General features: G+C 67.7%; 23 protein-coding genes and 1 pseudogene. 19 read left to right on the plus strand and 5 right to left on the minus strand.

Annotated elements, in window-relative coordinates; translation table 11 throughout:
- Positions 1–182: 182 nt before the first annotated feature.
- From BLU54_RS17305 to BLU54_RS17325, 5 genes and pseudogenes are all read left to right on the plus strand, one after another.
- A complete protein-coding gene (locus tag BLU54_RS17305; RefSeq protein WP_091911181.1) occupies positions 183–1,199 on the plus strand; it encodes an ABC transporter permease subunit in 1,017 nt (338 codons plus the stop codon).
- Positions 1,196–2,110, plus strand: a complete 915-nt coding sequence (locus tag BLU54_RS17310; RefSeq protein WP_091911183.1) for an ABC transporter permease subunit — start codon at positions 1,196–1,198, stop codon at positions 2,108–2,110. Before BLU54_RS17305 ends, BLU54_RS17310 begins: the two co-directional genes overlap by 4 nt.
- A pseudogene (locus tag BLU54_RS17315) lies at positions 2,107–3,075 on the plus strand (ABC transporter ATP-binding protein); the annotation flags it as partial. The gene BLU54_RS17310 and the pseudogene BLU54_RS17315, both read left to right, overlap by 4 nt.
- Before the next feature lie 278 nt (positions 3,076–3,353).
- Positions 3,354–4,424, plus strand: coding sequence for a dipeptide ABC transporter ATP-binding protein (locus tag BLU54_RS17320; RefSeq protein WP_091911187.1), 1,071 nt, complete (start codon positions 3,354–3,356; stop codon positions 4,422–4,424).
- Positions 4,425–4,736: 312 nt separating this feature from the next.
- Positions 4,737–5,810, plus strand: coding sequence for a TraB/GumN family protein (locus tag BLU54_RS17325; RefSeq protein ID WP_139169742.1), 1,074 nt, complete (start codon positions 4,737–4,739; stop codon positions 5,808–5,810).
- A gap of 246 nt (positions 5,811–6,056) precedes the next feature.
- On the opposite strand, the gene BLU54_RS17330 is transcribed toward BLU54_RS17325, so the two are convergent.
- Positions 6,057–6,701, minus strand: coding sequence for a 5-formyltetrahydrofolate cyclo-ligase (locus tag BLU54_RS17330; RefSeq protein WP_091911190.1), 645 nt, complete (start codon positions 6,699–6,701; stop codon positions 6,057–6,059).
- 62 nt (positions 6,702–6,763) lie between these two features.
- Between BLU54_RS17330 and BLU54_RS23845 the strand changes: the two genes are divergently transcribed.
- From BLU54_RS23845 to BLU54_RS17350, 5 genes are all read left to right on the plus strand, one after another.
- Positions 6,764–6,919 (plus strand): hypothetical protein, encoded by a 156-nt coding sequence (locus tag BLU54_RS23845; protein WP_170845203.1) that lies wholly within the window; start codon positions 6,764–6,766, stop codon positions 6,917–6,919.
- Positions 6,920–7,021: 102 nt separating this feature from the next.
- Positions 7,022–8,986: a lytic transglycosylase domain-containing protein gene (locus BLU54_RS17335; protein ID WP_091911192.1), complete on the plus strand. Its 1,965-nt coding sequence runs from the start codon at positions 7,022–7,024 to the stop codon at positions 8,984–8,986.
- A 70-nt stretch (positions 8,987–9,056) separates the two neighbouring features.
- The gene (locus BLU54_RS17340; RefSeq protein WP_091911194.1) at positions 9,057–10,004 is read left to right on the plus strand and encodes a complex I NDUFA9 subunit family protein; all 948 of its coding nucleotides are present in this window, start codon (positions 9,057–9,059) and stop codon (positions 10,002–10,004) included.
- 2 nt (positions 10,005–10,006) lie between these two features.
- Positions 10,007–10,654, plus strand: coding sequence for a glutathione S-transferase family protein (locus tag BLU54_RS17345; protein WP_091911196.1), 648 nt, complete (start codon positions 10,007–10,009; stop codon positions 10,652–10,654).
- Positions 10,651–11,892, plus strand: a complete 1,242-nt coding sequence (locus BLU54_RS17350) for a multifunctional CCA addition/repair protein (RefSeq protein WP_091911199.1) — start codon at positions 10,651–10,653, stop codon at positions 11,890–11,892. The genes BLU54_RS17345 and BLU54_RS17350 overlap by 4 nt, the downstream gene beginning before the upstream one ends.
- A gap of 84 nt (positions 11,893–11,976) precedes the next feature.
- Here the strand turns inward: BLU54_RS17350 and BLU54_RS17355 are convergent, their stop codons facing one another.
- Entirely contained in the window at positions 11,977–12,171 is a 195-nt protein-coding gene (locus tag BLU54_RS17355) for a DUF2905 domain-containing protein (protein WP_091911201.1), read from the minus strand.
- Between the two features lie 2 nt (positions 12,172–12,173).
- The gene (locus BLU54_RS17360; protein WP_091911204.1) at positions 12,174–13,454 is read right to left on the minus strand and encodes a class I SAM-dependent methyltransferase; all 1,281 of its coding nucleotides are present in this window, start codon (positions 13,452–13,454) and stop codon (positions 12,174–12,176) included.
- A gap of 85 nt (positions 13,455–13,539) precedes the next feature.
- Here BLU54_RS17360 and BLU54_RS17365 point away from each other — a divergent pair, with 85 nt between their 5' ends.
- The 9 genes from BLU54_RS17365 (at position 13,540) to BLU54_RS17405 (ending at position 21,937) form a co-directional block, all read left to right on the plus strand.
- Complete coding sequence (locus BLU54_RS17365) at positions 13,540–14,385, plus strand: SDR family oxidoreductase (RefSeq protein WP_091911206.1); 846 nt, start codon at positions 13,540–13,542, stop codon at positions 14,383–14,385.
- A gap of 46 nt (positions 14,386–14,431) precedes the next feature.
- Positions 14,432–14,824 carry a dihydroneopterin aldolase gene (locus tag BLU54_RS17370; protein WP_091911207.1) on the plus strand — a complete coding sequence of 131 codons (393 nt, stop codon included), beginning with the start codon at positions 14,432–14,434 and terminating at the stop codon, positions 14,822–14,824.
- A gap of 228 nt (positions 14,825–15,052) precedes the next feature.
- The gene (gene ttcA / locus BLU54_RS17375; protein ID WP_091911209.1) at positions 15,053–15,991 is read left to right on the plus strand and encodes a tRNA 2-thiocytidine(32) synthetase TtcA; all 939 of its coding nucleotides are present in this window, start codon (positions 15,053–15,055) and stop codon (positions 15,989–15,991) included.
- A gap of 241 nt (positions 15,992–16,232) precedes the next feature.
- Entirely contained in the window at positions 16,233–16,982 is a 750-nt protein-coding gene (locus tag BLU54_RS17380) for a DNA/RNA non-specific endonuclease (protein ID WP_091911420.1), read from the plus strand.
- Positions 16,972–17,232 (plus strand): hypothetical protein, encoded by a 261-nt coding sequence (locus tag BLU54_RS17385; protein ID WP_091911212.1) that lies wholly within the window; start codon positions 16,972–16,974, stop codon positions 17,230–17,232. The genes BLU54_RS17380 and BLU54_RS17385 overlap by 11 nt, the downstream gene beginning before the upstream one ends.
- A gap of 87 nt (positions 17,233–17,319) precedes the next feature.
- Positions 17,320–18,699, plus strand: a complete 1,380-nt coding sequence (gene glmU, locus BLU54_RS17390) for a bifunctional UDP-N-acetylglucosamine diphosphorylase/glucosamine-1-phosphate N-acetyltransferase GlmU (protein ID WP_091911215.1) — start codon at positions 17,320–17,322, stop codon at positions 18,697–18,699.
- A 61-nt stretch (positions 18,700–18,760) separates the two neighbouring features.
- Positions 18,761–20,578 (plus strand): glutamine--fructose-6-phosphate transaminase (isomerizing), encoded by a 1,818-nt coding sequence (gene glmS / locus BLU54_RS17395; protein WP_091911217.1) that lies wholly within the window; start codon positions 18,761–18,763, stop codon positions 20,576–20,578.
- A gap of 306 nt (positions 20,579–20,884) precedes the next feature.
- Positions 20,885–21,382 (plus strand): peptide deformylase, encoded by a 498-nt coding sequence (locus BLU54_RS17400; protein WP_091911219.1) that lies wholly within the window; start codon positions 20,885–20,887, stop codon positions 21,380–21,382.
- Between the two features lie 63 nt (positions 21,383–21,445).
- Positions 21,446–21,937 carry an OsmC family protein gene (locus BLU54_RS17405; RefSeq protein WP_091911221.1) on the plus strand — a complete coding sequence of 164 codons (492 nt, stop codon included), beginning with the start codon at positions 21,446–21,448 and terminating at the stop codon, positions 21,935–21,937.
- Positions 21,938–21,980: 43 nt separating this feature from the next.
- Here the strand turns inward: BLU54_RS17405 and BLU54_RS17410 are convergent, their stop codons facing one another.
- Both BLU54_RS17410 and BLU54_RS17415 read right to left on the minus strand, forming a co-directional pair.
- Positions 21,981–23,144 (minus strand): cation diffusion facilitator family transporter, encoded by a 1,164-nt coding sequence (locus BLU54_RS17410; protein ID WP_235838003.1) that lies wholly within the window; start codon positions 23,142–23,144, stop codon positions 21,981–21,983.
- 67 nt (positions 23,145–23,211) lie between these two features.
- Positions 23,212–23,946: a FadR/GntR family transcriptional regulator gene (locus BLU54_RS17415; RefSeq protein WP_091911223.1), complete on the minus strand. Its 735-nt coding sequence runs from the start codon at positions 23,944–23,946 to the stop codon at positions 23,212–23,214.
- Between the last annotated feature and the right edge of the window lie 161 nt (positions 23,947–24,107).

Below are 24,107 nucleotides of genomic sequence, written 5' to 3' on the forward strand. Positions count from 1 at the left end.
CGCGCGATCGATCGCAGTGTCGAACGCAGCGCCGAACGCAGCGCCGAACACAGCGCCGAACACAGCGCCGAACGCGTCGGCCGCCGAAGTGACGGCGCGCGCGTTCGCGCCGGGGACGTTATGCTTGCCTTTCGGACTGCCGAGACCACATCGGCGGGCTCTTCCCCACGACAGGAACATCGATGTTTCGATTCGCGCTGCGCCGGATCGCGATGATCGTGCCGACCTTCATCGGCGTGACGCTTCTCGCCTTTGCGCTGATCCATCTGATCCCGGGTGACCCGGTCGAGCTGATGATGGGCGAGCGCGCGCTCGACCCCGCGCAGCACGCGGCGGCGCTTCGCCAACTCGGACTCGATCGGCCGCTGCCCGCGCAATATGCGCACTATGTCGGCCAGGTCCTGCACGGCAACCTGGGCGCCTCGCTGATCACCAATACCAGCGTCGCCGGCGAGTTCTTCGCGCGTTTCCCGGCCACCGTCGAGCTATCCGTGTGTGCATTGCTGTTCGCGGTCGTGGTCGGGGTGCCGGCCGGCGTCGCGGCGGCGCTGCGGCGTGGCAAGACGCTCGACCACGGCGTGATGGGTGTGGCGTTGACCGGCTACTCGATGCCGATCTTCTGGTGGGGGCTGATCCTGATCATGGTGTTCTCGGTCAGGCTCGGCATCACTCCCGTGTCGGGCCGTATTGCGTTGGAGTACGACGTGCCGGCGCGCACTGGCTTCATGCTGATCGATGCCATCTTCTCGCCCGACGAAGGCGCATGGCGCTCGGCGCTGTCGCATCTGGTGTTGCCCGCTGTCGTGCTGGGCACGATTCCGCTTGCCGTGATCGCGCGCATGACGCGCTCCGCGATGCTCGAAGTGCTGCGCGAGGACTACATCCGGACCGCGCGTGCGAAAGGGCTGTCGCCGATCCGCGTCGTCGTGGTGCATGCGTTGCGCAACGCGTTGATTCCGGTGGTCACGGTGATCGGCCTGCAGGTCGGCACGCTGTTGGCCGGCGCGGTGCTTACCGAGACGCTGTTCTCCTGGCCGGGTATCGGCAAGTGGCTGATCGACGCGATCGGCCGGCGCGACTACCCGGTGGTGCAGGGCGGCATCCTGCTGATCGCCTCGCTGGTCATCGTAGTCACGCTGCTGGTCGACCTGCTGTATGGCGTGCTCGACCCGCGCATTCGTCATCCGAGGTCGACATGAGCGGCCCCGTCTCGCTGCCGGCCCGTGCCACGCCGTCGTCACGCCGATTGGCGTGGCAAGGCTTCTGGCGACAATTCCGCGCCAATCGCGGCGCACTATGCGCCGCCGTTGTCGTGCTGCTGCTGGTGGCCGCTGCGTTGGCGGCGCCGCTGCTCGCACCGCATGACCCGGTCGCGCAGTTCCGCGACGCGGTGCGCGTGCCGCCTGCGTGGCAGTCGGGTGGCAGCCTGCGCTTCGTGCTCGGCACCGATGAAGCGGGACGCGACATCCTTTCGCGCCTGATCCATGGCGCGCGCCTGAGCCTGCTGATCGGCCTCGTGTCGGTCGCGCTGTCGATGGTGCCCGGCATCCTGCTGGGCCTGCTCGCCGCGTTCTTCCCCCGCTGGCTGGATGCGCCGGTCAGCCGCCTGATGGATGTGCTGCTTGCGCTACCGTCCTTGCTGCTGGCCGTCGCCGTCGTTGCCGTGCTCGGCCCGGGCCTGCTCAACACGATGCTGGCCATCGGCATCGTCGGCTTGCCCGGCTATACGCGCCTGGCGCGCGCGGCGGCGACCGGCGAACTGCAGAAGGACTATGTGGTGGCGTCGCGCGTGGCCGGCGCCGGCACGGCGCGCTTGATGTTCTCGCAGGTGCTGCCGAATTGCGCGGCGCCATTGATCGTCCAGGCGACGCTGGGTTTTTCGACCGCGATTCTCGATGCGGCGGCGCTCGGCTTCCTCGGCCTGGGCGTGCAGCCGCCGCGTGCGGAGTGGGGCGCCATGCTGGCCTCGGCGCGCGACTATATCGAAAGCGCGTGGTGGATCGTGACGATGCCGGGCCTGGCGATCCTGATCACGGTGCTTGCCATCAATCTCCTCGGCGACGGCTTGCGCGATGCGCTCGACCCGCGGCTGAAGCGGGTGGATGCATGAGTGCCCTGCTCGACATCGACGGCCTGTCGGTCGACTTCGACGGTTTCCCGGCCTGCCACGACGTGCGGCTGCACGTTGCCGCCGGCGAAACGCTTGGCATCGTCGGCGAGTCCGGTTCGGGGAAAAGCGTCGCCATGCTGGCAACGATGGGGCTGGTCGATGCACCGGGACGTGTCACCGCAACGCGGATCGACTTCGACGGCAGGAATCTGCTCGCGCTGCCGGCTCGCGAGCGGCGGCGGATCGTCGGCCGCGATATCGCGATGGTGTTCCAGGATGCGCAGTCCAGCTTGAATCCGAGCTACACAGTGGGCGCGCAGATCGGCGAAGTGCTCGGCACGCATCTGGGCCTGCGCGGCGCGGCGCGCCGGCGCCGTGTCGTCGAATTGCTGGAGCAGGTCGAGATACCGGACGCCGCGCGGCGGCAGCATGCGTTTCCGCATCAGTTGTCCGGCGGCATGAACCAGCGCGTGATGATCGCGATGGCGATCGCGTGCGAGCCGCGCCTGCTGATTGCCGACGAGCCGACCACCGCGCTCGACGTGACGATCCAGGCGCAGATTCTTGCGCTGCTGCGCCGCCTGCAGCGCGAACGCGGCATGGCGTTGATCCTGATCTCGCACGATCTGGCGGTGGTCGCCGAAACGGCCGACCGGGTCGCCGTCATGTATGCGGGCGAGGTTGTCGAGCACAACGCGGTGCCGACGCTGTTCGACGCACCGCATCATCCCTATACCGCTGCCTTGCTCGCCGCCATCCCGGCGCGCAGCCACGGCAATGCGCGGCTCGCGGCGCTGCCGGGCGTCGTGCCGGGCCGCGACGACCGCCCGCCCGGCTGCCTGTTCGAGCCGCGCTGTGCACATGCGGTAGCCGCCTGCCGCGCCGCCCGACCGGCGCTGCTCGCGCCGCCCGTCCAGCGCAGGCTGCCGAGCGACTCGCCAGCCGGACTGGCGACCGCATCGACGCCGGCCCCGACAGCTGGACGCGGTGCGCCGGACGACCGCGTCGGGCAGGCGGCGTGCGCTGTCGTCACGGTGGCTCAGGCGCGCGATCGGACGTACGGCGAGGCGCCGTCCTCGCGCGCGCTGACCATGCTGGCGGAGCGTGCCCAGGGTGCGTTGGTCCGCTGCATCAAGCCGCTCAATCTCGACGTCGCGGACGCCAATGATCACGATCTGCACGCGGCGTCCGTCGTCGCTGCGCGGCCGGGCGCGGCCGCCGACGAGCTGCCGGGGGACTTTCGATGAGTGGCACCACTGCCGTTGGCGGCACCATTCCGAGCGCTGCACGCACGGGCCCGGACGCATCGGGCGAAGCGGGTGCGCCGCGCAGGGACGTGCTGGTCGCGCATCATCTGTCGAAAGCCTACCCGGTGCGTCGCGGGCTGTTCTCGCGCGGCGTGGTCCAGGCGCTCAACGATGTGTCGCTGTCGGTCGCGGCCGGCTCGACGCTCGGTGTGGTCGGCGAGTCCGGCTGCGGCAAGTCCACGCTCGCACGGCAACTGACGCTGATCGAAACGCCGAGCGCCGGCGAGTTGTTCATCGAGGGGCAGCGGCTCGATGCGTCGCTCGACCGGCATGCGCGCGCCGCGCTGCGCCGTCGCGTGCAGATGGTGTTTCAGAATCCGCTCGCGTCGTTGAACCCGCGCAAGACGGTCGAGCAGATACTGGCCGAGCCGCTGGCGATCAATACCACGCTCGACGGCGCCGCACGGCGCGCACGAGTGGCCGCGATGCTCGAACAGGTCGGCTTGCGTCCGGAACACGCGCAACGCTATCCGCACATGTTTTCGGGAGGACAACGCCAGCGCGTCGCCATTGCGCGCGCGATGATCCTCGAACCCGCGTTGATCGTCGCCGACGAACCGGTATCGGCACTCGATGTGTCGATACAGGCTCAGGTCCTGAACCTGTTCCGTGACCTGCAGCAGCGTTTCGGCACCAGTTATGTGTTCATCACGCACAACCTCGACGTCGTCTCGTATCTGGCCGATCGCGTGATGGTGATGTATCTCGGGCGCGTGGTCGAAAGCGGCGACACGGCGACGCTGTTCGCTCGGCCGCGGCATCCCTACACGCAGGTGCTGATGGCCGCGACGCCATCGCTGTCGCGCAGTCGCCGGGATGCGGAGGCGACGCACGCGCCATTGCCGGGCGAGCCGCCGTCGCCGTTGGAGCCGCCGCCCGGCTGTCCGTTTCACCGTCGCTGCGCCTGGGCGGTGCCACGCTGCGTGAGCGAAGTGCCGCCATTGCGCGAAGTCGACGGCCGCACGGTGGCCTGCCATCGTGCGGAGGAAACCGTTCGGCTGGGCTGAACGGCGCAGAGGCGACGCAACGGCGGACATGTCACCAAGCGCATCGTTGTGTTGTATGCGCGCAACGCCCGATCCTGTTAATCTGGCCTGCGCGGTCCACGTCCAGGCCGCAACGCCGCTGCGCCGCGTCCGGCCGCCGGCCCGCTCGGCCACCTTGCGGTCGCAGCCTGGGCTCTCGGCCGACAGCAGGGCGGTTTCCGCCAACCCTCGCTCGACCAAGCCGTTGTCCGTCCTCCGTCCGTCCGCTCTGCCCCGGCTTTCGCTCGTGCAGCCCATTCGGCTCCGGTGCCCATTGTCGGCATTGAGAAGCCGATGAGCGGCCCGTCGATGCTCGCTGGTGGCCGGCGCGCGCGTGCGCTGCTGCTGGCCGCCCTGGTCGGATGGACAGGTGGCGTGCCGGCCGCGGACGCGCAACCGCCGCACCGCGCCGTCTCGCCGCGCCGACCGGTGGCGGTGCAGCCGGGAAACGGCGGTCGTACGCAAACGCTCCCGTCGGCACAGTGGTTCGGCTATCGCGTGCCGCCGGCGGCGCTGCCGCGCGGTCAACGGATGGCGCCGGCGCCCCGCTTGCCGTTCTACGTGGCACGCAAGGGCCAGACGACGATCTATGTGCTGGGTACCCTGCATGCGGGCGAGGCACGCGACTTCCCGGTCGAGCATCCGTTCCGGCCGGCGATCCAGGCCGCGCTCAACCGCTCGGCGCTGGTCGCCTTCGAGCTGTCGCCCGACGACCTGATCAGTTCGGAGGCTGTCGTGCGCAAGGCCGGCTTCTGCCCCGATGCGTGCCTGTCGCGCCTGGCGACGCCCGCGCTCTACGCACGCGTGATGAGCCGGCTGCAGGGCAACCGCGCCGCGCAACAAGCGGTGCGGCGCATGCGGCCCTGGTTCGCGGCGCTGATGCTGGAAACCTACGATTCGATGTCCAGCGGACTGCAGACCGAGTTCGGCGCCGAGGCGCAGATCGAGAATGCCTATCTGAAAGGGCGCGTCGTTGGTCTGGAAACGTTGCGTGAGCAGGTGGACGCATTCGCGACGCTCGACCTGCCGTCGCAACGCGAGATGCTGGCGCAGAACCTGGCGCAGAAACCGACGGAGAACGCCGCCGATCTGCGCCGGCTGCACGCGCTGTGGCGCGCGGGCGACGCCGACGCGCTCGCGGCGTGGCAGGCGGCGAAAACCGCCAAGCTGACGCGCGACCGGACGCTGGCCGCCCGCATCGAAGATCAGACCGTGTATCGGCGCAACCGCCGCTTCGTCGTGCGCGCGCTGCAGCGCGCAAGCCCGCGCGATCCCATTTTCGTTGCGGTCGGCGTCCTGCATCTGGGCGGGCCGCACGGCGTGCTGGCGATGTTGCGAAGCTTCGGCTACAAGGTCAGCCCTGCCTGATCTGCCCGCCGGTGCGGCGGTCACGCGCGGTGCCGTAGCTGGTCGCACGACGCCGCGGCGGACATCGGCGCGCGGCGCGCCCCGTTTGGCAAGCCGCTGGCGCCGAGCTCGACGCGTGCGCGGCCGGGCGGCGACCGCACGCGTCGCCCGCCACCAGCCCCGGTCATGGTCAGCCGTCATCCTTGCAGTCAGCGTCGTGATCGCCGCCGGGCCGCCTCGCCGTGCCGAGCACGGCGTCTCGATGCATCAATCGTCCGGGAGCGTGCGCGATTCCGTCAGCACGATGTCGAGCGGGATGTCATGCGCTTCGCCGGGCAGCGCTTCGACCTCGGTGCGGTCGAACGCAATGCCGACGGTCAGCGGACGCGGACTCAGCGCCGCAAGCGTGCGGTCGTAGAAGCCGCCTCCGTAACCAAGCCGGAAGCGGCGCGCGTCAAAGCCGACACATGGGATCAACAAGAGATCGGGCGTGACCGTCACCGCATCGGCAGGAACCGGGATGCGGTAGCGCCCGAGTGTCATCGGACTGTCGTGGTGCCAGCGATGAAAGGCCAGCGGCGCGTCGGCACGCGTGACCACGGGCAGAGCCGCGCTGGCGGTCGAATACGCGGCAAGCCAGGCAGCGATCGTCTCGCGCGCATCGAATTCGCCGGCAAGCGGCCAGTAGAACGCCACGCAGCGCGGTGCGCGCGCCTCCAGCAGCGCGTACAGACGGTGCGCGAGATGCGTGTCATGCGCGCCGGCCTGTTGGCGGACCGCCAGCAGTGCGGTACGAAGGGCGCGCTTGTCGAGTTTCGCGTCGGCGTCTGCCGCTGTTTCGACCGAACCGACGGCGTCGGACACGTCCTTGCTCGAGGCTGCGGCAGCGGCGCTTTCATGGTCCACTTTCATGGTCCACCTCAAGCACGCGGTCGATTCGAGCATCGTCCGTTCGAGCTGCGTTCGACGGCGCGATGCCGACGCTTTCTGCCTCGTTGGCGGTCGCGCTGCGGTCCACCCGCGATGCGCTGGCCGCGGCGGACGCCCATGCTATCCTGTTTCTCATCCCGAAAATCCGCGATGCGCCGGCGCTGGTCGCCCGGCGAGCCGGTTTGTGTCTTGCGCTGTAGCTGCCCGCTGCACCGATCGCGCACGCTCCGCCTGCCTTGTGACGGATCGTAGGGATGGGGCAGGGCCGCCGGGCCCGACAGAGACAACAAGATCGAGGAAATATGGGACAAAACAGCCGGGCCGGTGGTCGAGTATATCGCGCATGTCTGCTGGCCGGCGCGTTGCTGGCCAGCGTGGCCGGCCTCGGCGGCAGTGCGTTCGCACAAGGTGTCGGCGCGAGTGACGATCAGACCTTCGTGAGCCTGCGCGAAGCGGCGCGCCGCAACGATGCGCCGCTGGCTCAGACGCTTGCCGCGCGGCTGGTGGACTATCCGGCGCCCAGCTACGTCGAGTACTTCACGATCAAGCCGCAGATGTTCGACGCGAGCGGGCGGGCGCGCGTCGATGTCCCAGACGAACAGATCCGCAGCTTCCTCTCCCGCTACGACGGCACCGCGATCGCCGATCGTCTGCGCAACGACTATCTCGTCGTGCTGGGTGCGCGCCGCGACTGGCGCACGTTCCAGCAGGAGTATCCACGCTTCGCACTCGACGACGACACGCAGGTCAAGTGCTATGCCCTCGAGGCGCGCGCCGCAAGCGGCCAGCAGGTGGCCGACGACGCGCGCCGTCTGCTGGTCGATCCGCGCTGGTATGGCGACGGCTGCGTCGACCTGATCGCCGCACTGGCCGACTACCGCCAGTTCGGGCCGGCCGACGTCTGGGATCAGGTCCGGCTCGCGTACGAAGGCAACTACACGTCGCTCGGCTCGCGCATCGCGGATGCGCTCGGGCCGGCGCGTCCCGACAATGCGCTGTTGTCGATGGCGTCGAGCCGGCCGCCGTTGCTGCTGGCGCGGCAGATCGTCAGCGACACGATGCGGCAGGTTGCGCTGCTCGCCGTCACGCGCATGGCCGCCAACGACCCGGATCAGGCCGCGCAGCAGTTCGCGTCGATCCAGATGAACTTCTCGCCGGAAGACCGTGCGACCGCGTGGGGCACGATCGGTTACCGGGCCGCGTTGAAGCGTTCGCCGCAGGCGCTCGACTACTACCGCCTGTCGGTCAACGGGCGGCTGTCGCAGCCGGCGCAGGAATGGCGCGTACGCAGCGCGCTGCTGGCGCAGGACTGGCCGACGGTGCGCTGGGCGATCGAGAGCATGTCGCCCGAACTGCGCGAACAACCTGCCTGGCTGTACTGGCATGGCCGCGCTCTGGCCAAGACAGGCAACGTCGCAGCCGCCAATCAGGATTTCGCGCGCGTCGCGGATCGCTTCGACTTCTACGGACAGTTGGCCACCGAGGCGTTGGGCCGTCCGGTCACCGTGCCGCCGCGCACCACGGTCAGCGACGCCGACGTGCAGCGCATGGCCGGCAATCCGGGCTTCCAGCTGGCGCAGCGCTTCTACACGCTGAATCTGCGGCTGGAAGGCAATCGCGAATGGAACTGGCAGCTGCGCGGCATGAACGACCGGCAGTTGATCGCCGCGGCGCGCTACGCCGAGCGCATCCAGTTGCTCGACCGCACGGTGAATACTGCGGACCGCACGAAGGGCGAGCATGATTTCACGCTGCGCTATCTGGCGCCGTTCCGCGATACCGTGGCGCGGTATTCGCGGCAGACCGACCTCGACGACGAATGGGCGTATGGACTGATTCGTCAGGAGTCGCGCTTCATCCTGAGCGCTCGTTCGGGCGTTGGCGCGTCGGGTCTGATGCAGTTGATGCCGGGCACCGCCGACCTGGTCGCGCGCAAGCTCGGCCTGGGCAAGCTGTCGCGCGCGCAGGTCAACGAGCTCGATACCAATATTCAGCTCGGCACCGCCTATCTCGCGATGATCTATGATCAGTTCGATCGTTCGCCAGTGCTCGCGACCGCCGGCTACAACGCGGGCCCGGGACGGTCGCGCCAGTGGCGCAGCACGCTGACCCAGCCGGTCGAAGGCGCAATCTTCGCCGAGTCGATCCCGTTCACCGAAACGCGCGACTACGTGAAGAACGTGCTGTCGAACACCGTCTACTACGGCGTGCTGTTCGAGGGCCGGCCGCAATCCCTGACCAGCCGGCTCGGCGTGATCTCGCCCTGAGCCGGCGGTACGCGTCGGCACGGGCGGCGCTGGCCGCCCGGCGTCGCGCTGGCGCCATCGGAGGCCTGGCATGACCTATCGCACCATCGCCGTGCTTGGCGGAACCGGCTTCGTCGGTCGGCAACTGGTCGCGCGGCTCGCCGCCAGCGGCCATGACGTCCGCGTCGCAACCCGGCGACTGCGCCACGCGCAGCGGCTCGGCACGCTGCGGGTCTCGGTGGCCGCCTGCGATGTGCACGACCCCGCGCAGCTCGCGCGCTTCCTGCGCGGTGCCGATGCAGTGATCAATCTGGTCGGCATCCTGCATGGCGGACACGGTACGCCGTATGGACCGGGCTTCGCGGAGGCGCATGTCGCGCTGCCGCGCAAGATGGTCGAGGCCTGCACGCAACTCGGCATCCGGCGCCTGCTGCACATGAGTGCGCTGGGCGCCGATCCGGCCGGACCCAGCATGTACTTCCGCTCGCGTGGCGATGGTGAAGCGGTGGTGCGCGATGCGCCCGGCATCGCGACGACGATCATGCGCCCGTCCGTGATCTTCGGCCCTGACGACCACCTGTTGACGGTGTTCGCAGCGATGCAGCAGCGCTTTCCGGTCATTCCGCTGGCGTGCGCATCCGCGCGTTTTCAGCCGATCCATGTCGGCGACGTCACGCAGGCGTTCGCGACAGCGCTCGATCTGCCGGGCACGGCCGGCAAGACCTACGACCTTGGCGGCCCGGACGTCTACACGCTGGCCGAACTGGTCCGCATCGCAGGCGAGCTGAGCGGCCACCCGCGGCGCATCTGGGCGTTGCCGCGCTGGCTCGGGCGCGCGCAGGCCACCTTCTTCGAACGATTGCCTGGCCCGCTCCTCACGCGCGACAATCTCGATTCGATGTCGAGCGATGCGGTGCTGCAGGCGCCGCTCGCCGACGAATTGAGACTGACGCCCGTTTCGCTGGCAGCGGCGGGCCCTTCCTGTTTTGCCGCGCGCGGCCGCGTCATCCGCCGGGGCGGCGACGCCAACCAGGTCTGAGCATGGAACTGCTGATTGCAAACAAGAACTACTCGTCGTGGTCGCTGCGCCCGTGGCTGGTGATGCGTCACTTCGGTCTGCCGTTTGAAGAGCGGCAGGTCTGGCTTGGCCAGGACGATACGGCCGAGCAGATCGCCGCGGTGTCGCCGTCGGGTCGCGTGCCCTGCCTGGTCGACGGGACGAGCCGCGTCTGGGACTCGCTGGCCATCGTCGAGACCCTGGCCGAGCGCTTCCCGCAGCATCCGCTCTGGCCACGCGACGCGGACGCGCGCGCGTGGGCCCGCGCCGTCAGTGCCGAGATGCATTCAGGCTTTACCGCGTTGCGGCAGGCGATGCCGATGAACGTGCACGCGACCGGTTTCGCCGGCCGCGTCGTGCCCGAGGAAGTGCGCGCCGACATTGCGCGCATCGAGGCGCTCCTCGCGGAATGCCTGGCCGCGAGCGGTGGGCCGTTCCTGTTCGGCGACTTCTCGATTGCCGATGCGATGTACGCGCCCGTTGCGCTGCGCTTCGAGACCTACCGTCCGACGCTGTCCGCCACGACGCAGGCCTACGTGCAGCGGCTATTGGCGCTGCCCGCCTTGCAACAGTGGGTGGAGGACGCACGTGTCGAGGGACATCGGCTCGCACGATACGACGTGCTGCCATGAGGATCTATGCAGTCGGCGGCGTGATCCGCGACAGCCTGCTCGGCCTGCCAGTCAAGGATCGCGACTATGTGGTGGTCGGCGCGACGCCTGAACAGATGATCGCGCGCGGCTTCCGACCCGTGGGCCGCGATTTCCCGGTGTTCCTGCATCCGGAGACCCATGAGGAATATGCGCTGGCGCGAACCGAGCGCAAGACGGCCGCCGGTTATCACGGCTTCGTGTTTCATTACGCGCCGGACGTGACGCTCGAAGCGGATCTGATCCGTCGCGATCTGACCATCAACGCAATGGCGCGCGAGGTTGGCGCCGACGGCGCGCTGGTCGGGCCGGTAATCGATCCGTACGGCGGCCAGGCGGACCTCGCGGCACGACGCTTCCGTCACGTCGGTGAAGCCTTCGTCGAGGACCCGGTGCGCATCCTGCGCCTGGCGCGCTTCGCGGCGCGCTTCCCGGAATTCGGCCTGGCGGATGAAACCGCTGCGCTGATGCGCGACATGGTGGCGGCCGGTGAAGTCGACGCGCTGGTGCCCGAGCGGGTCTGGCAGGAAGTGTCGCGCGGCCTGATGGAGGCGGTGCCGTCGCGGCTGTTCGAGGTACTGCGCGGCTGCGGTGCGCTCGCCCGCATCCTGCCGGAAGTCGATCGTCTGTGGGGCGTGCCGCAACGCGCCGATTATCATCCCGAAGTCGATACCGGCGTACACACGATGATGGTGCTCGACTTCGCCGCGCAACACGGCTATGCGCTGGCCGTACGCTTCGCGGCACTCACGCACGATCTTGGCAAGGGGACCACACCGCCCGAGACGCTGCCGCGGCACACCGGACACGAAGGCCGCAGCGCGACGCTGCTGAAACAGCTGTGTGCCCGCCTGCGGGTGCCGAATGCCTGCGCGGAACTCGCCGACGTGGTCGCGCGCGAACACGGCAACGTCCACCGCTGCGCCAGCCTTGGCGCGGCCGCGCTGGTGCGCCTGCTCGAACGGTGCGACGCGATCCGCAAGCCGTCGCGCTTTGCGGAGGTAGTGCAGGCCTGCGAAGCGGACGCGCGCGGTCGGCTTGGTTTCGAGAAGCGTCCCTACGAGCAGGCGGATTTACTGCGCGTGGCGCTGCAAGCGGCGCTTGGCGTCGATGCGGGCGCGGTCGCGGCACAGTATCGGGATGCGCCGGCACAGATCAAGGATGCCGTGCATGCGGCGCGCGTCGCCGCGGTCGCTGCAGCCACCGGCCGCGCGGCGTGAGGCTTGCCACTTGGTGTCCCGATGCGGCTGTCGCCGGCCCGGGCCCCGCTTCGAGCGACCTGGCAGGCGCGTGACGGGCCGGCGTCAGAGCAGCCGAACCAGCAGCATGCCAAGCAGCGACAGAATGACAGTCGACGTGAACGGCAGCAGGTAATGCCGTCCAAACATCCTGAAACGCAGGTCGCCGGGCAGGCGGCCGACACCGATACGCGCCAGCCAGGGCCAGCAGGCCGACAGAATCGTCGTCGCGATGAAGGTGGTCAGGAAAAAGCGGAACATCGTCAGACCGCGTGTGCGTCACCCGGCGAGCGGGGCGCAGGCTCACCGTCGTCCGAGGCGTCGTCCGCGGCATCGTCAGGTTGAGCATCGAGCATCCAGCTGCGGTCGCCGCGATCGAACACCGGCAGACCGTCGGGCAGGCCCTTGCCGAACGCGATCACCTTGAACAGTTCGCCCATCTCGGCTTCCGACAGCAGCTTCTGCACCGCATTGGCGGCCGGCAGATAGCGCGCCGCGTCGGACGGGTCCAACGCCGCCAGTGCGTCGAGGATGCCGGCATCCAACAGGAAGCGCGCCTGCGACGTATAGCCGTAAAGCGACGCGCCGGCTGCCACTGCCGCTTCGGCGACGAACGTGAAGTCGACGTGTGCGGTGATGTCCTGCAGGCCCGGCAGGAAAAGCGGCGCGTCGTGCGAGCGGTGCCGGTAGTGGCACATCAGCGTGCCGCCGTCGCGCTGTGCGTGGTAATACTCCCGCGCCGGAAAGCCGTAATCGAACAACAGCGCGGCGCCGCGCCCCAGCATGGTCGCCACCGTGCGCACGAAACCGCCGGCGGCCTCGTGCGTTTCGGTCAGGTAGTCGTGTCGCCCCGGCACACGCTGCAACTGCTCGGGCAGGTCGGCGGCAGGCACCGCGCGGTCTTGCCATGCGAGTCGCCCCGACGCGGCGTCGACGGCAATGCCGCGTTCTTGCCAGACACCTTCGCGGCGCGCGAACAGGCGCACGGGCATGGCGTCCAACACTTCGTTGCCGAGCACGACGCCGTCGAAGCGGGGCGGCAGCGCATCCAGCCAGACCACGCGCGAGAGGGCCTCGGGCGCAAGTCGCGCGATGGTCTGACGCTGGCGCTCGCGAAGTTCGCCGGACAATTCGACGACGGTATAGCGCCGGCAGCGGCCAGGGGCATCGCGATCGAGCACGGCGAGCAGGTCGCCGGCGAGACGGCCGCTGCCGGCGCCGAATTCGAGAATCTCGTCCGTCGCGCTCGCGGCGAGCGCGGGCGCGACCACGCGGGCGACCGTGCGCGCGAAGAAAGGGCTCAATTCCGGCGCGGTCACGAAATCGCTGCCGTCGCGCGGACTGGTGCCGAACTTGACGTTGGCGCCGCTGTAATAGCCGAGGCCCGGCGTGTAGAGCGCCCGCTCCATGAATCGGTCGAACGACAGCCAGCCGCCCGCGGCCGCGCAGTCGGCCGCGATCGCGTCGACTAGGCGCTGCGAGCGCGCCGCCGCGTCAGGGTCGGGTGCAGGTAAACTGCCGGCTTGCTGCGTGGATGGAATCATCCCGCTATTGTAATCGAGCGTCCTCGTGCCGCCGCCCGCGCAGCGCCGGTCCGAACCCCGCCATCGACTTGAATCCGCTTTCGACATGACGCGATCCGATGCAACGGCCGCACGTGCAGCCTTCGACGCCCATTCCCGTACCGTACTGATTACCGGCGCCGCGCGGCGCCTCGGGCGCGCTATTGCCCTTGGCTTCGCCGGGCAGGGCTGGCACGTTGCAGTTCACTGCCACACGTCGCGCGCGGCGGCGGACGCGCTGGTCGAGCAGATCGTCGGGCTCGGGCAACGAGCCGTCGTGCTGCAAGGCGAATTGGGCGACGAAGCGTACGCCGCAGGTCTGGTCGACGCCTGCACGCGCGCGTTGGCGCGGCCAGACTGCGTGATCAACAACGCCTCCCTGTTCGAACCGGATACCGCGGCCGACTTCGGTTACGCGGCGTTCACGCGTATGATGCAGGCGAACGTCGCGGCGCCGCTGGCACTGGCGCGCGCGCTGCATGCAGCCCATGCGGACCGGGTGCGCGGGGCCGACGGGACGGCAGCGACGGAGGCCGCAGCGCGGCCGGCGGTGATGATCAACCTGCTGGACCAGAAGCTTTTCAACCTGAACCCCGATTACCTCTCGTACACGCTGAGCAAGGCGGCGTTGCAGACCGCGACCGTCACGCTGGCCCAGGCGCTTGCGCCGGTGCTCCGGGTGGTCGGGGTCGCACCCGGCATCACGCTGCGCTCCGGCGACCAGAGCGATGCATCGTTCGCCCGGGCCCACGCGATGACGCCGTTGGGACGCTCGTCGCGTCCCGAGGACATCGTGGCGGCGTGTCTCTACCTGGCCGGTGCCGACGCAGTCACCGGCACCACGCTGCTGGTCGACGGCGGCCAGCATCTGCTGCCCACCGAGCGCGACATCATGTTTCTCACCGGCGCCTGAAGCCGCCACCCGTATTCGTGCCTCCTGGAATCCGCCCCCTAGCCGTATGACAAGCGCCCTCAGCCTTCCCAGCCTCGCCGACTGCCGGCGCCTCTTTCTGCGCAATTACGAGATCTCGATCAACATCGGGGTCTACGAAGCCGAGAAGCGCGGCGAGCAACGGGTTCTGGTCAACATCGACCTGTACATTCCCCTGGCCGTGTCGACGCCACACGCCGACCTCCTCGACGAGGTCGTCGACTACGACTTCATGCGCGAAACCGTCGCACAGCGCGTTGCCCAGGGCCATATCCACTTGCAGGAAACGCTTTGCGACGACGTTGCGGCGGCGATGCTGGCGCATCCGAAAGTGCGGGCGGTGCGGGTTTCGACCGAGAAACCCGACGTCTATCCGGATTGCGAGTCGGTCGGTGTCGAGGTTTTTCGCCTCAAGCCGTGAAGCGCCGGCCTTGCCCGCGGTCCGGGCGCCGCGCCGAAGCGCCGCCGAGCGCGGCGGCCCGGCCCGCGCGAATGTGAGAAGATTCGCTTTCTGAACTACTGTCATTGCGGGCCGCCGCCGGTCCGCCCGCCGCGGCAGCGGCCACGCCCCGAGCGCGATGCACGGGACCTGCCGTATACGTCCGGCCCGCCGCCATGCGGCCTCCCAGTCCCTAACGAAGTTTTCGCGATGTCCAGTCCGCAGCCTTTTGCCATCCCGTCGCAGCCGCGCGCGCCGCAAGCCGCGCTGACCCGCCGCGAGGAACGCGACGCCTACGAGAACAACAAGCTGTTCAAACGGCTCGCCCGGCTCGTCGGCAGCGCGATCGGCGATTACAAGATGATCGAGCAGGGCGACAAGGTGATGGTTTGCCTGTCCGGCGGCAAGGACAGCTATGCGCTGCTCGACATTCTGCTGCGCCTGCGCGAACGCGCGCCGATCGATTTCGATATCGTCGCGGTGAACCTCGACCAGAAGCAGCCGGGCTTCCCGGCCGAGGTCCTGCCCGCCTATCTCGAATCGCGCGGGGTGCCGTATCACATCGAGAACCAGGACACGTACAGCATCGTCAAGCGCCTGGTGCCCGAAGGCAAGACGACGTGCTCGCTCTGTTCGCGACTGCGGCGCGGCGTGCTGTACCGCGTGGCTGGCGAACTCGGCGCCACCAAGATCGCGCTGGGCCACCATCGCGACGATATTCTCGAAACGATCCTGCTCAATATGTTCTACGGCGGCAAGCTGAAGGGCATGCCGCCGAAATTGCAGTCGGACGACGGCCGCAATGTCGTGATCCGGCCGCTGGCCTACGTCAAGGAGGCGGATCTCGAAGCCTACGCGACGCTGCGGCAGTTTCCGATCATCCCGTGCAACCTGTGCGGCAGCCAACCGAATCTCAAGCGTGCCGAGATGAAGGCATTGCTGCGCGACTGGGAAAAACATCACCCGGGGCGTGTCGACAATATGTTCAACGCCCTGGCCAGCGTGGTGCCGTCGCATTTGATGGACCACGGCCTGTTCGACTTCGGCGGGCTGCGGGCCAGCGGGCGTCCCGATCCGAACGGCGACATCGCCTTCGACGAGGAGCCGTGCGCGCCGCCCGAAGCGGTGGTGCGCTTCGAGCCCAACTGACTGGCTGGCGCCCATCCCGGTGCCGCTTGAGGTGCTTGAGTCGCTTGAGCCGCTTGAGCCGCTTGAGCCGTTTGAGCCGTTTGAGCCGGCGGTCGCCTGTCGATGGGATGCCGTCGTGCATGCCCGGTTTCCGGCTTCCAGTCACCGGCCGCCTATGCCTGTTCGCCGCTGATCGGCGCAAGGCCTTGATTCCATCCCATTTCTCTGCCGGCATGGCCACCCCATGCCGGCCGCCATCCGTATGAAAGCGTTCCTCGCCAGCGTCCTGCTTGTCCTCGCCGCGTCGGCTGCGCATGCCGCCGACTGCACTCAGTTCAGCCCGGCGGGCAAGGCCCCCGCGCTTACCAATCCGAAGCTGGCGGTGCGCACGCAAGCGCTCTGCTATAGTGAATTCGAGATACTGCATTCCGGCGTGACGCACGGCCCGCTCTGGGTCGCGGAGCACCTGACGCGTGCCGGGCTGGCCGATGGACGCGGGTTGACGCGCACCAATCGTTTCTACGAGGAGGTGGCATTGCCGCCCGCGGACCGGTCACGGCTCAGCGATTACCGGCGCAGCGGCTACGACCGCGGGCACATGAGCCCGGCGGGCGACCGCAGTACGAAACAGGGCATGGCGGAATCGTTCTCACTGGCGAACATCGTGCCGCAGGATCGCGACAACAACCGGCACCAGTGGGCGAAGATCGAGCAGGGCGTGCGCAAGCTGGCGAAATCGAGCGGCGAGGTCTATGTCGTGACCGGCCCGCTGTTCGTCGGCCAGCGCATCGGCACGATCGGCGCATCGCGCGTGCTGGTGCCCACGCAGTTGTACAAGGTGGTCTACGTGCCTTCGCGTCGCATGGCGTTCGCGGTGGTGCTCGACAATACGGACAGCGCGGTGGCGCAGTACCAGAGCGTGCGGGAATTCGAGGCGCTGTCGGGCCTGGCCTTCCCCGGCATTCCGGATGCGTTGAAAGCGCAACGAAGCGGAGGCTTGAATGGCGTTTAAGGCGTTCGACAACGACAGCGAAGTGGTGTCGATCCACGGCGATGCATTCACGATCGAAAACGACCCGCTCCGCATCGCATTGCACGGCGAACTGGAAATCGCACGCGACAAGGCCGGCTTGAAGACGGCACGCGCATTGAAACAGGCGATCGACGCGATCGTCACCGCGCTCGAAGCGGACCATGGGTTGCCAGCCGTCTTGCCGGACGAACCTGCGCCCAGCCAGGGCAGCGTCGACAACCCGTTCTGATCGTGATTAGGGTGGACCGGGGCGCATAGCTGCCGGGAGGGCACATGCTAGAATCAGCGGCCTCAGCGGTCCAGGAAGTCTCGCGACGTGAACATCGTTATCCTCGCGGCTGGTTCGGGCAAGCGCATGCGCTCGAGTCTCCCCAAAGTCCTCCACCCGCTCGCCGGGCAGCCGCTTCTTTCCCACGTCATCGACACTGCCCGCGCCCTTTCGCCGGGCCGCATCGTGGTGGTCGTCGGCCATGGCGGCGAGCAGGTCAGGGCGGCGGTGGCGGCTGACGACATCCGCTTCGTCGAGCAGCGCGAGCAACTTGGCACTGGCCACGCGCTGCTGCAAGCCGTGCCCTTGCTTGATCCGGCGCAACCGACCCTGGTTCTTTACGGCGACGTGCCATTGACCGAAGCCGCCACGCTTGCGGACCTTAACGAACGCGCGGCCGCGGCCGGCGGTCCGCACGATTACGGCTACGCGATCCTCACGGTTGAACTCGACGATCCGACTGGCTATGGCCGCATCGTGCGCGACGCGAGCGGCGCGGTGCGCGCGATCGTCGAACAGAAGGATGCCGATGCCGAACAGCGGGCGATCCGCGAAGTGAACACCGGCATCGTGGCGATGCCGACTGTTCCGCTCGCGGCATGGCTCGCCAGTCTCGACAACCGCAATGCACAGGGCGAGTTCTACCTGACCGACGTGGTCGGGCGTGCGCTGGCCGACGGCGTGCCGGTGGTCACTGCCTCGGCGGCGGGCGTCGAGGAAACGCTTGGCGTGAACAGTCGCATGCAACTGGCGCAACTCGAACGTGCCTACCAAATGCGTCAGGCGAATCGCTTGCTCGAGGCCGGCGTGTCGCTGCGCGATCCGGCGCGGGTCGATGTGCGCGGCGAATTGATCTGCGGCCGCGACGTGGCAATCGACGTGAACGTCGTCTTCGAAGGGCGCGTCGAACTGGCGGATGGCGTGTCGATCGGACCGAACTGCGTGTTGCGCGACGTCGTTGTCGGTCTCGACACGCGTATCGACGCATTCTCACATCTCGAAAGAGCGAGGATCGGTGCGCGGGCCGTCATCGGACCATACGCCCGCTTGCGGCCCGGCGCACAGCTTGCCGACGAGGTGCACATCGGCAACTTCGTCGAGGTGAAGCAGGCCAGCATCGGTCACGGCAGCAAGGCAAACCACCTCAGCTATATCGGCGATGCTCGGATCGGCAGCGGTGTGAACATCGGCGCTGGAACGATCACCTGCAATTACGACGGCGCGAACAAGCACCTGACCATCATCGAGGACGACGCTTTCGTCGGCTCCGACACGCAACTGGTCGCGCCCGTCTCGGTCGGCCGCGGCGCCACCATCGCCGCCGGTACGACGGTGTGGCGGGATGTCGAGGCGGGCGCGCTGGCGCTCAATGGCAAGACCCAGACCGCTCGTGCCGGTTACGCGCGGCCGTCGAAGAAAAAGTCGTAGCAACACCGCTACACCTGCGGCGGCCTGGCAGGCCGTTCGCGACTCCGAGGAATAGACGAATATGTGTGGCATTGTCGGCGCAGTGGCGCAACGCGATATCCTTCCGATTCTCGTCGAGGGACTGCGCCGTCTCGAATATCGCGGCTACGACTCCTGCGGCGTTGCAGCCGTGGTCGATGGCGCGCTGGCTCGTGCGCGCAGCGTGGCACGCGTGGCGGACCTGGCTGACCAGGTTGCGCAAAACGGCCTGCACAGCGAAACCGGCATCGCGCATACGCGCTGGGCGACGCACGGTGCGCCGGTGACGCACAATGCACACCCGATCTTTTCGCGAGGCACGATCGGTGTCGTGCACAACGGCATCATCGAGAACTACGAAGGGCTGCGGGAACGGCTGCGTGGCGAGGGCTACGAATTTGAATCGCAGACCGATACCGAGGTGATCGCGCACCTGATCCACAGCCGCTATCACGGCGACCTTGGCACCGCGGTGCGCGCCGCGGTGAGCGAATTGCGCGGCGCCTACGCGATTGCAGTGATCTCGAAGGATGAACCGCACCGCGTCGTCGGTGCCCGCGCCGGTTCGCCGCTGGTCGTCGGTCTCGGTCAAGGCGAGAACTTCCTCGCCTCCGACGCCCTCGCCCTGGCCGGCAGTACCGATCGCTTCGCGTTCTTGGAAGAGGGCGATGTCGCGGATCTGACGCTGGACGGCGTGCACATCACCGACGTCGCCGGACAAGCGGTACAACGTGCGGTGAAACAGGTCGCTGCCTACGGTGGCGCGGTGGAACTGGGACCGTTCCGTCATTTCATGCAGAAGGAGATCTTCGAGCAGCCGCGCGCAATCGGCGATACGATCCCCGCCATCAACACGTTCGACCCTTCGTTGTTCGGCGATGCGGCTCGCGACGTGTTCCCGAAGATCGAAGGCGTGCTGATTCTCGCGTGTGGCACTAGCTACTATTCCGGCTTGTGCGCCAAGTACTGGCTGGAGGCGATTGCCGGTTTGCCGACGCAAGTCGAAGTCGCAAGTGAGTACCGCTATCGCGAGTCGGTGCCGCGCCCGAATGATCTGGTGGTGGTCATCTCGCAGTCGGGTGAAACAGCCGACACGATGTCCGCGCTCAAGCATGCCCAGGCACTCGGCCATACGCACACGCTGGCGGTCTGCAACGTCGCGACCAGTGCGATGGTACGCACGGCTGGCATGTCGTTCCTGACGCGCGCCGGCACCGAGATCGGGGTCGCGTCGACCAAGGCGTTCACGACGCAATTGGTCGCGCTGTTTGTACTCGCAGCGACGCTCGGCAAGCTGCGCGGCCGGGTCGACGCCGACGCCGAAGCGCAGTACGTGCATCAGCTGCGTCATCTGCCCGCCGCGATCAACGCGGCACTCGCGCTGGAGCCGCAGATCATCGCGTGGAGCGAGGAATTCGCGAGGAAGGAGAACGCGTTGTTCCTCGGTCGCGGGCTGCATTATCCGATCGCGCTCGAGGGTGCGCTCAAGCTCAAGGAAATCTCGTATATCCACGCCGAGGCCTATCCGGCCGGTGAGCTGAAGCACGGTCCGCTGGCGCTCGTGACCGAAGCGATGCCGGTAGTGACGGTCGCGCCGAACGACGCGCTGCTCGAAAAGCTGAAGTCGAACATGCAGGAAGTGCGGGCGCGCGGCGGCCAGTTGTACGTGTTCGCCGACGCGGATACGCATATCGAAAGCGAGCCGGGCCTGCACGTGATCCGCATGCCGGAACATTACGGCGCATTGTCGCCGATCCTGCACGTCGTGCCGCTGCAACTGCTCGCCTATCACACGGCCTGTGCGCGCGGCACCGACGTCGACAAGCCGCGGAACCTGGCGAAGTCGGTGACGGTGGAGTGATCCTGGGGTGCCGCAAGGTACGCTTGGCACTGCACGACCGCTGTCGGCCGTGAAGCGGCACGGCAGACGCGTCATTCGCGGCGGCGGTATCACCGATGCCGGTTTGCGCGCGGTAATGCGGCATCCGTTTCATTCCCGACGCACGGATTCCTGCCGCCGGCGTGGCGCAGCGGGCGAGAACGTCACGAAAATGCAGGGTAGGGTTGGCGGAGACGGTCCGACCACGCCGCGGCAGGAATCACCGACGCGGTAGGCCGTGACAGTGCTACCGTGTGCCGATAAACGTCCCACCATCTGTTGCCAGCCATGCCGATTCGTTCGATCGTACGCTATCCCGATCCGCGTCTCGCGGCGCCGGCGGCGCCTGTGACCGGGTTCGACGCCGCATTGCGCGCGTTGGCCGATGATCTGGTCGACACGATGCGGGACGCACCCGCGGTCGGCATCACTGGCCCGCATATCGGCGTTGCCAGCCGCATCGTCGTCCTGCATCTGCAAGACGATGCAGGGCCAGCTGTCTATGTAAATCCCGAAATCGTGTGGCGTGCGCCGCAGTCCATCGTGCATGACGAAGGTAGTGTCTCGATGCCGGGCGTCGCCGAACGCATCACGCGTGCGGCCGCGGTGCGCGTGCGCTATCGGGATCTCGATGGACAGGAACGCACCGAAGAAGCGGAAGGCTTTCGTTCCGTCTGTCATCAGCACGAGATCGACCAGCTCGACGGCATTTTCTGGATCGAGCGGCTGTCGCGTCTGAAGCGTGAGCGTGTGCTGGCCCGCTTCGCCAAGTTGACGCGCGGTTGACTGCTCCGATCGCACGCAGCGCACCATTCCATCCTCCAACGATGCAACGGCACAACGGATCATATGGCACACCACTCGCAATCCGACCGGCACTGCGCGGAAGTCAGCTGGCTACGCGGCGACCAGGATTTTCTGAGCAATCGCTATAGCCGCCGGCATCTGTGGCGCTTCGATGGTGGCACCGAGATCGTCGCCTCGTCTTCGCCTCACGTCGTGCCGTTGCCTTATTCGGATGCGGCCGCTGTCGATCCGGAAGAGGCTTTTGTCGCTTCCCTGTCGAGCTGCCACATGCTGTGGTATCTGTCGATCGCGGCGCAGCGCGGCTGGTGCGTCGAACGCTACGTCGACAACGCGGTAGGCACGATGTCGCGCGACACCGACGGCCGCGTCTGGATGGCGTCGGTGGTGTTGCATCCCGAGGTGCGTTTCTCGGGCGCGCGCTTGCCAGACGTGGCCGAAAACAATGCGATGCACGACGCTGCGCACCACGCCTGTTTCATCGCGAATTCCGTCAAGAGCGAGGTACGTTGCGAGCCGGTCTGGGTTGACGCCTGAGCGCTTGTCACGCGCCGTCACCTGCTATCGCCCGCTACCGTTATTAGCCTTCGTCGGCCGGACGCGCCGTTGCAGGACCGGCGCAGGCCGCGGTGGTCGGTGACTCGCATGCTTCGTCTTCGACCTGGATCGTGACGTGATCGAAGCCATGCCGTTCGGTCAGCCGGTGCCGGACCGAGGCGAGGACGGCGCTGCCGGTATGCCCGGGACGAGGCCGCACGTGCAGCGTCACCATCCGGCGTTCGCCGCTGATCGACCATGCATGGACGTGATGCACGTCCGCCACCTCCGGCAGCGCTCGCTCGAGATCGTCCTTCAGCGCGACTGCATCGAAGCCGGTAGGTGTTCCTTCGAGCAGAATGTGCGCCGATTCCCGCACGATGCCCCAGGCGCTTTTCAGGACGATCACCGCGACCACGATCGACAGAATCGGGTCCGCAGCGGTCCAGCCGGTGAGCAGGATGATCACCGCGGCGACGATGGCGACTGCCGAACCGAGCAGGTCGCCCAGCACATGCAGCCAGGCGCTGCGCATATTGAGATTGGCCCGGTTGCCGCCGTTCAGCACCAGGAACGCGACGATATTCGCCAGCAGGCCGACGGCGGCTACCGCCAGCATCGCAGTGCCGACGACGGCTACCGGCTCGAAGAAGCGTCGCACCGCTTCAAAGACGATCCACGCCGCGATCACGAACAGAGCGCAGCCGTTGACGAACGCGGCCAGTATCTCGAATCGCTGGTAGCCGAAGGACAGCGTTGCGCTGGCTGGCCGGCGACCGAGCCGAATCGCCAGCCAGCTGAGGCCCAGCGCGACGCTGTCGCTGACCATGTGCCCAGCATCGGCGAGCAGGGCGAGCGAGCCCGAGATGACGCCGCCGGCGATTTCCACCGCCATGAACACCGCGATGATCAGGAAGGCCCAGCCGATGCGGCGCGAGTCGGATCCGCCGTGCGCGTGCATGGCATGGCTGTGCCCGCCGTGACCGTGTTCGCCGGGACCGTGTCCGCCGGGACCGTGTCCGCCGCCTTTGCCGTGACTATGGCCTTGATCGAGGCGGCTGTCGCCGTCGTGCCGGTGGGCGTGACCGTCGTGGTCGACGTTTTCCGTTTCCTCGCTCGCTGGTGCGCGCGTCTTGTCGGACGCTGCGGCCGCTTGCCCCGATTGTTCCGGCCAGGGCTTCCCTGCTGGACGATATGGCGTGTTCATCGGCGGTTCCGGGCAATGGTGCGGCGTTGGACAGGAGAGACCCGGTCGAATCTAACGCGGTTTGGTCTCAGTTGCGTGTCAGCGCACCGCGTTGCCGGTGCAGCTCCCTCACATAATCCAGATGCGCTTCCGAGGCGGAGCGTGCGCGGTCCACGTTGCGCGACAGGATCGCGGCGTGGATTTCGCCGTGCTGCGTGAAGAGTGCGGTCTCGATGCCGTCGTCGTAGCCGACCATGCGGTGCGAGTTCAGCGTGGTCTCCCGGATCAAGCCATGCAGGCCGTGCATCACGTGTATCAGTGCGACATTGTGGGTCGCATCCGCGATGGTCAGATGGAAGGCTGCGTCGGCGGCCGCGAGCTGCACCTTGTCCCGCCGTTCGAAACAGTCTTGCAGCGTCGCGAACGCAGTGTCGATGCGTGCGAGATCGCCGGCGTCGGCGCGTGCCGCCGCATAGCCGGTCACCGTCGTCTCCAGGCCGTGGCGCAGTTCAAGGATGTCCGCGCTTGCCCGCGGCTGTGTCGCGATCAATTCCGCGAGTGGCGACGAGACCAGCGACGCAGTAACGTCCGCGACGCGCAGTCCGCCGCGACCGGTCGATGCGACGTAACCATCGGCCTGCAGGCGAATCAGCGCTTCACGCAACGACGGCCGAGACACCTGCAACTGCGCGGCGAGCTCCCGTTCCGCCGGCAGACGCGCGCCCGGTAGCAGGCGGCCATCGCAGATCATCGTCTTCAACTGGTCGGCGACGACGTCGGAGAGTCGGACACGTGAAAAGGCGGCAATGGGTTCAAACGTCATGGGTCGGGAAACGAGTGGGGCGGCATCGCACGATGCATCACCGTCGCGGCGCTCGATGATCGCACGTCGGCGCAGGCCTGACGGAGTCGTCTCGATTGACAGCCCTGTCCAGAAATGGCTAGTCTTGCGGTCAGTCTGGTCAGACCAAGCTGACCAAGTGT

Source organism: Chitinasiproducens palmae (genome assembly GCF_900095735.1).
GTDB lineage: Bacteria > Pseudomonadota > Gammaproteobacteria > Burkholderiales > Burkholderiaceae > Chitinasiproducens > Chitinasiproducens palmae.

What these genes read in the sequence shown, in the direction of transcription:
- BLU54_RS17380 (WP_091911420.1), top strand. Translation starts at nt 16,233, where the DNA reads ATGAAAGCGTTCCTCGCCAGCGTCCTGCTTGTCCTCGCCGCGTCGGCT.
- BLU54_RS17310 (WP_091911183.1), top strand. Translation starts at nt 1,196, where the DNA reads ATGAGCGGCCCCGTCTCGCTGCCGGCCCGTGCCACGCCGTCGTCACGC.
- BLU54_RS17355 (WP_091911201.1), bottom strand. Translation starts at nt 12,171, where the DNA reads ATGTTCCGCTTTTTCCTGACCACCTTCATCGCGACGACGATTCTGTCG.
- BLU54_RS17410 (WP_235838003.1), bottom strand. Translation starts at nt 23,144, where the DNA reads ATGAACACGCCATATCGTCCAGCAGGGAAGCCCTGGCCGGAACAATCG.
- BLU54_RS17405 (WP_091911221.1), top strand. Translation starts at nt 21,446, where the DNA reads ATGGCACACCACTCGCAATCCGACCGGCACTGCGCGGAAGTCAGCTGG.
- BLU54_RS17320 (WP_091911187.1), top strand. Translation starts at nt 3,354, where the DNA reads ATGAGTGGCACCACTGCCGTTGGCGGCACCATTCCGAGCGCTGCACGC.
- BLU54_RS17415 (WP_091911223.1), bottom strand. Translation starts at nt 23,946, where the DNA reads ATGACGTTTGAACCCATTGCCGCCTTTTCACGTGTCCGACTCTCCGAC.
- BLU54_RS23845 (WP_170845203.1), top strand. Translation starts at nt 6,764, where the DNA reads ATGCCGACGCTTTCTGCCTCGTTGGCGGTCGCGCTGCGGTCCACCCGC.
- BLU54_RS17340 (WP_091911194.1), top strand. Translation starts at nt 9,057, where the DNA reads ATGACCTATCGCACCATCGCCGTGCTTGGCGGAACCGGCTTCGTCGGT.
- BLU54_RS17360 (WP_091911204.1), bottom strand. Translation starts at nt 13,454, where the DNA reads ATGATTCCATCCACGCAGCAAGCCGGCAGTTTACCTGCACCCGACCCT.
- BLU54_RS17400 (WP_091911219.1), top strand. Translation starts at nt 20,885, where the DNA reads ATGCCGATTCGTTCGATCGTACGCTATCCCGATCCGCGTCTCGCGGCG.
- BLU54_RS17365 (WP_091911206.1), top strand. Translation starts at nt 13,540, where the DNA reads ATGACGCGATCCGATGCAACGGCCGCACGTGCAGCCTTCGACGCCCAT.
- BLU54_RS17325 (WP_139169742.1), top strand. Translation starts at nt 4,737, where the DNA reads ATGAGCGGCCCGTCGATGCTCGCTGGTGGCCGGCGCGCGCGTGCGCTG.
- BLU54_RS17330 (WP_091911190.1), bottom strand. Translation starts at nt 6,701, where the DNA reads ATGAAAGTGGACCATGAAAGCGCCGCTGCCGCAGCCTCGAGCAAGGAC.
- BLU54_RS17305 (WP_091911181.1), top strand. Translation starts at nt 183, where the DNA reads ATGTTTCGATTCGCGCTGCGCCGGATCGCGATGATCGTGCCGACCTTC.
- ttcA (WP_091911209.1), top strand. Translation starts at nt 15,053, where the DNA reads ATGTCCAGTCCGCAGCCTTTTGCCATCCCGTCGCAGCCGCGCGCGCCG.
- BLU54_RS17370 (WP_091911207.1), top strand. Translation starts at nt 14,432, where the DNA reads ATGACAAGCGCCCTCAGCCTTCCCAGCCTCGCCGACTGCCGGCGCCTC.
- glmS (WP_091911217.1), top strand. Translation starts at nt 18,761, where the DNA reads ATGTGTGGCATTGTCGGCGCAGTGGCGCAACGCGATATCCTTCCGATT.
- BLU54_RS17350 (WP_091911199.1), top strand. Translation starts at nt 10,651, where the DNA reads ATGAGGATCTATGCAGTCGGCGGCGTGATCCGCGACAGCCTGCTCGGC.
- BLU54_RS17345 (WP_091911196.1), top strand. Translation starts at nt 10,007, where the DNA reads ATGGAACTGCTGATTGCAAACAAGAACTACTCGTCGTGGTCGCTGCGC.
- BLU54_RS17335 (WP_091911192.1), top strand. Translation starts at nt 7,022, where the DNA reads ATGGGACAAAACAGCCGGGCCGGTGGTCGAGTATATCGCGCATGTCTG.
- BLU54_RS17385 (WP_091911212.1), top strand. Translation starts at nt 16,972, where the DNA reads ATGGCGTTTAAGGCGTTCGACAACGACAGCGAAGTGGTGTCGATCCAC.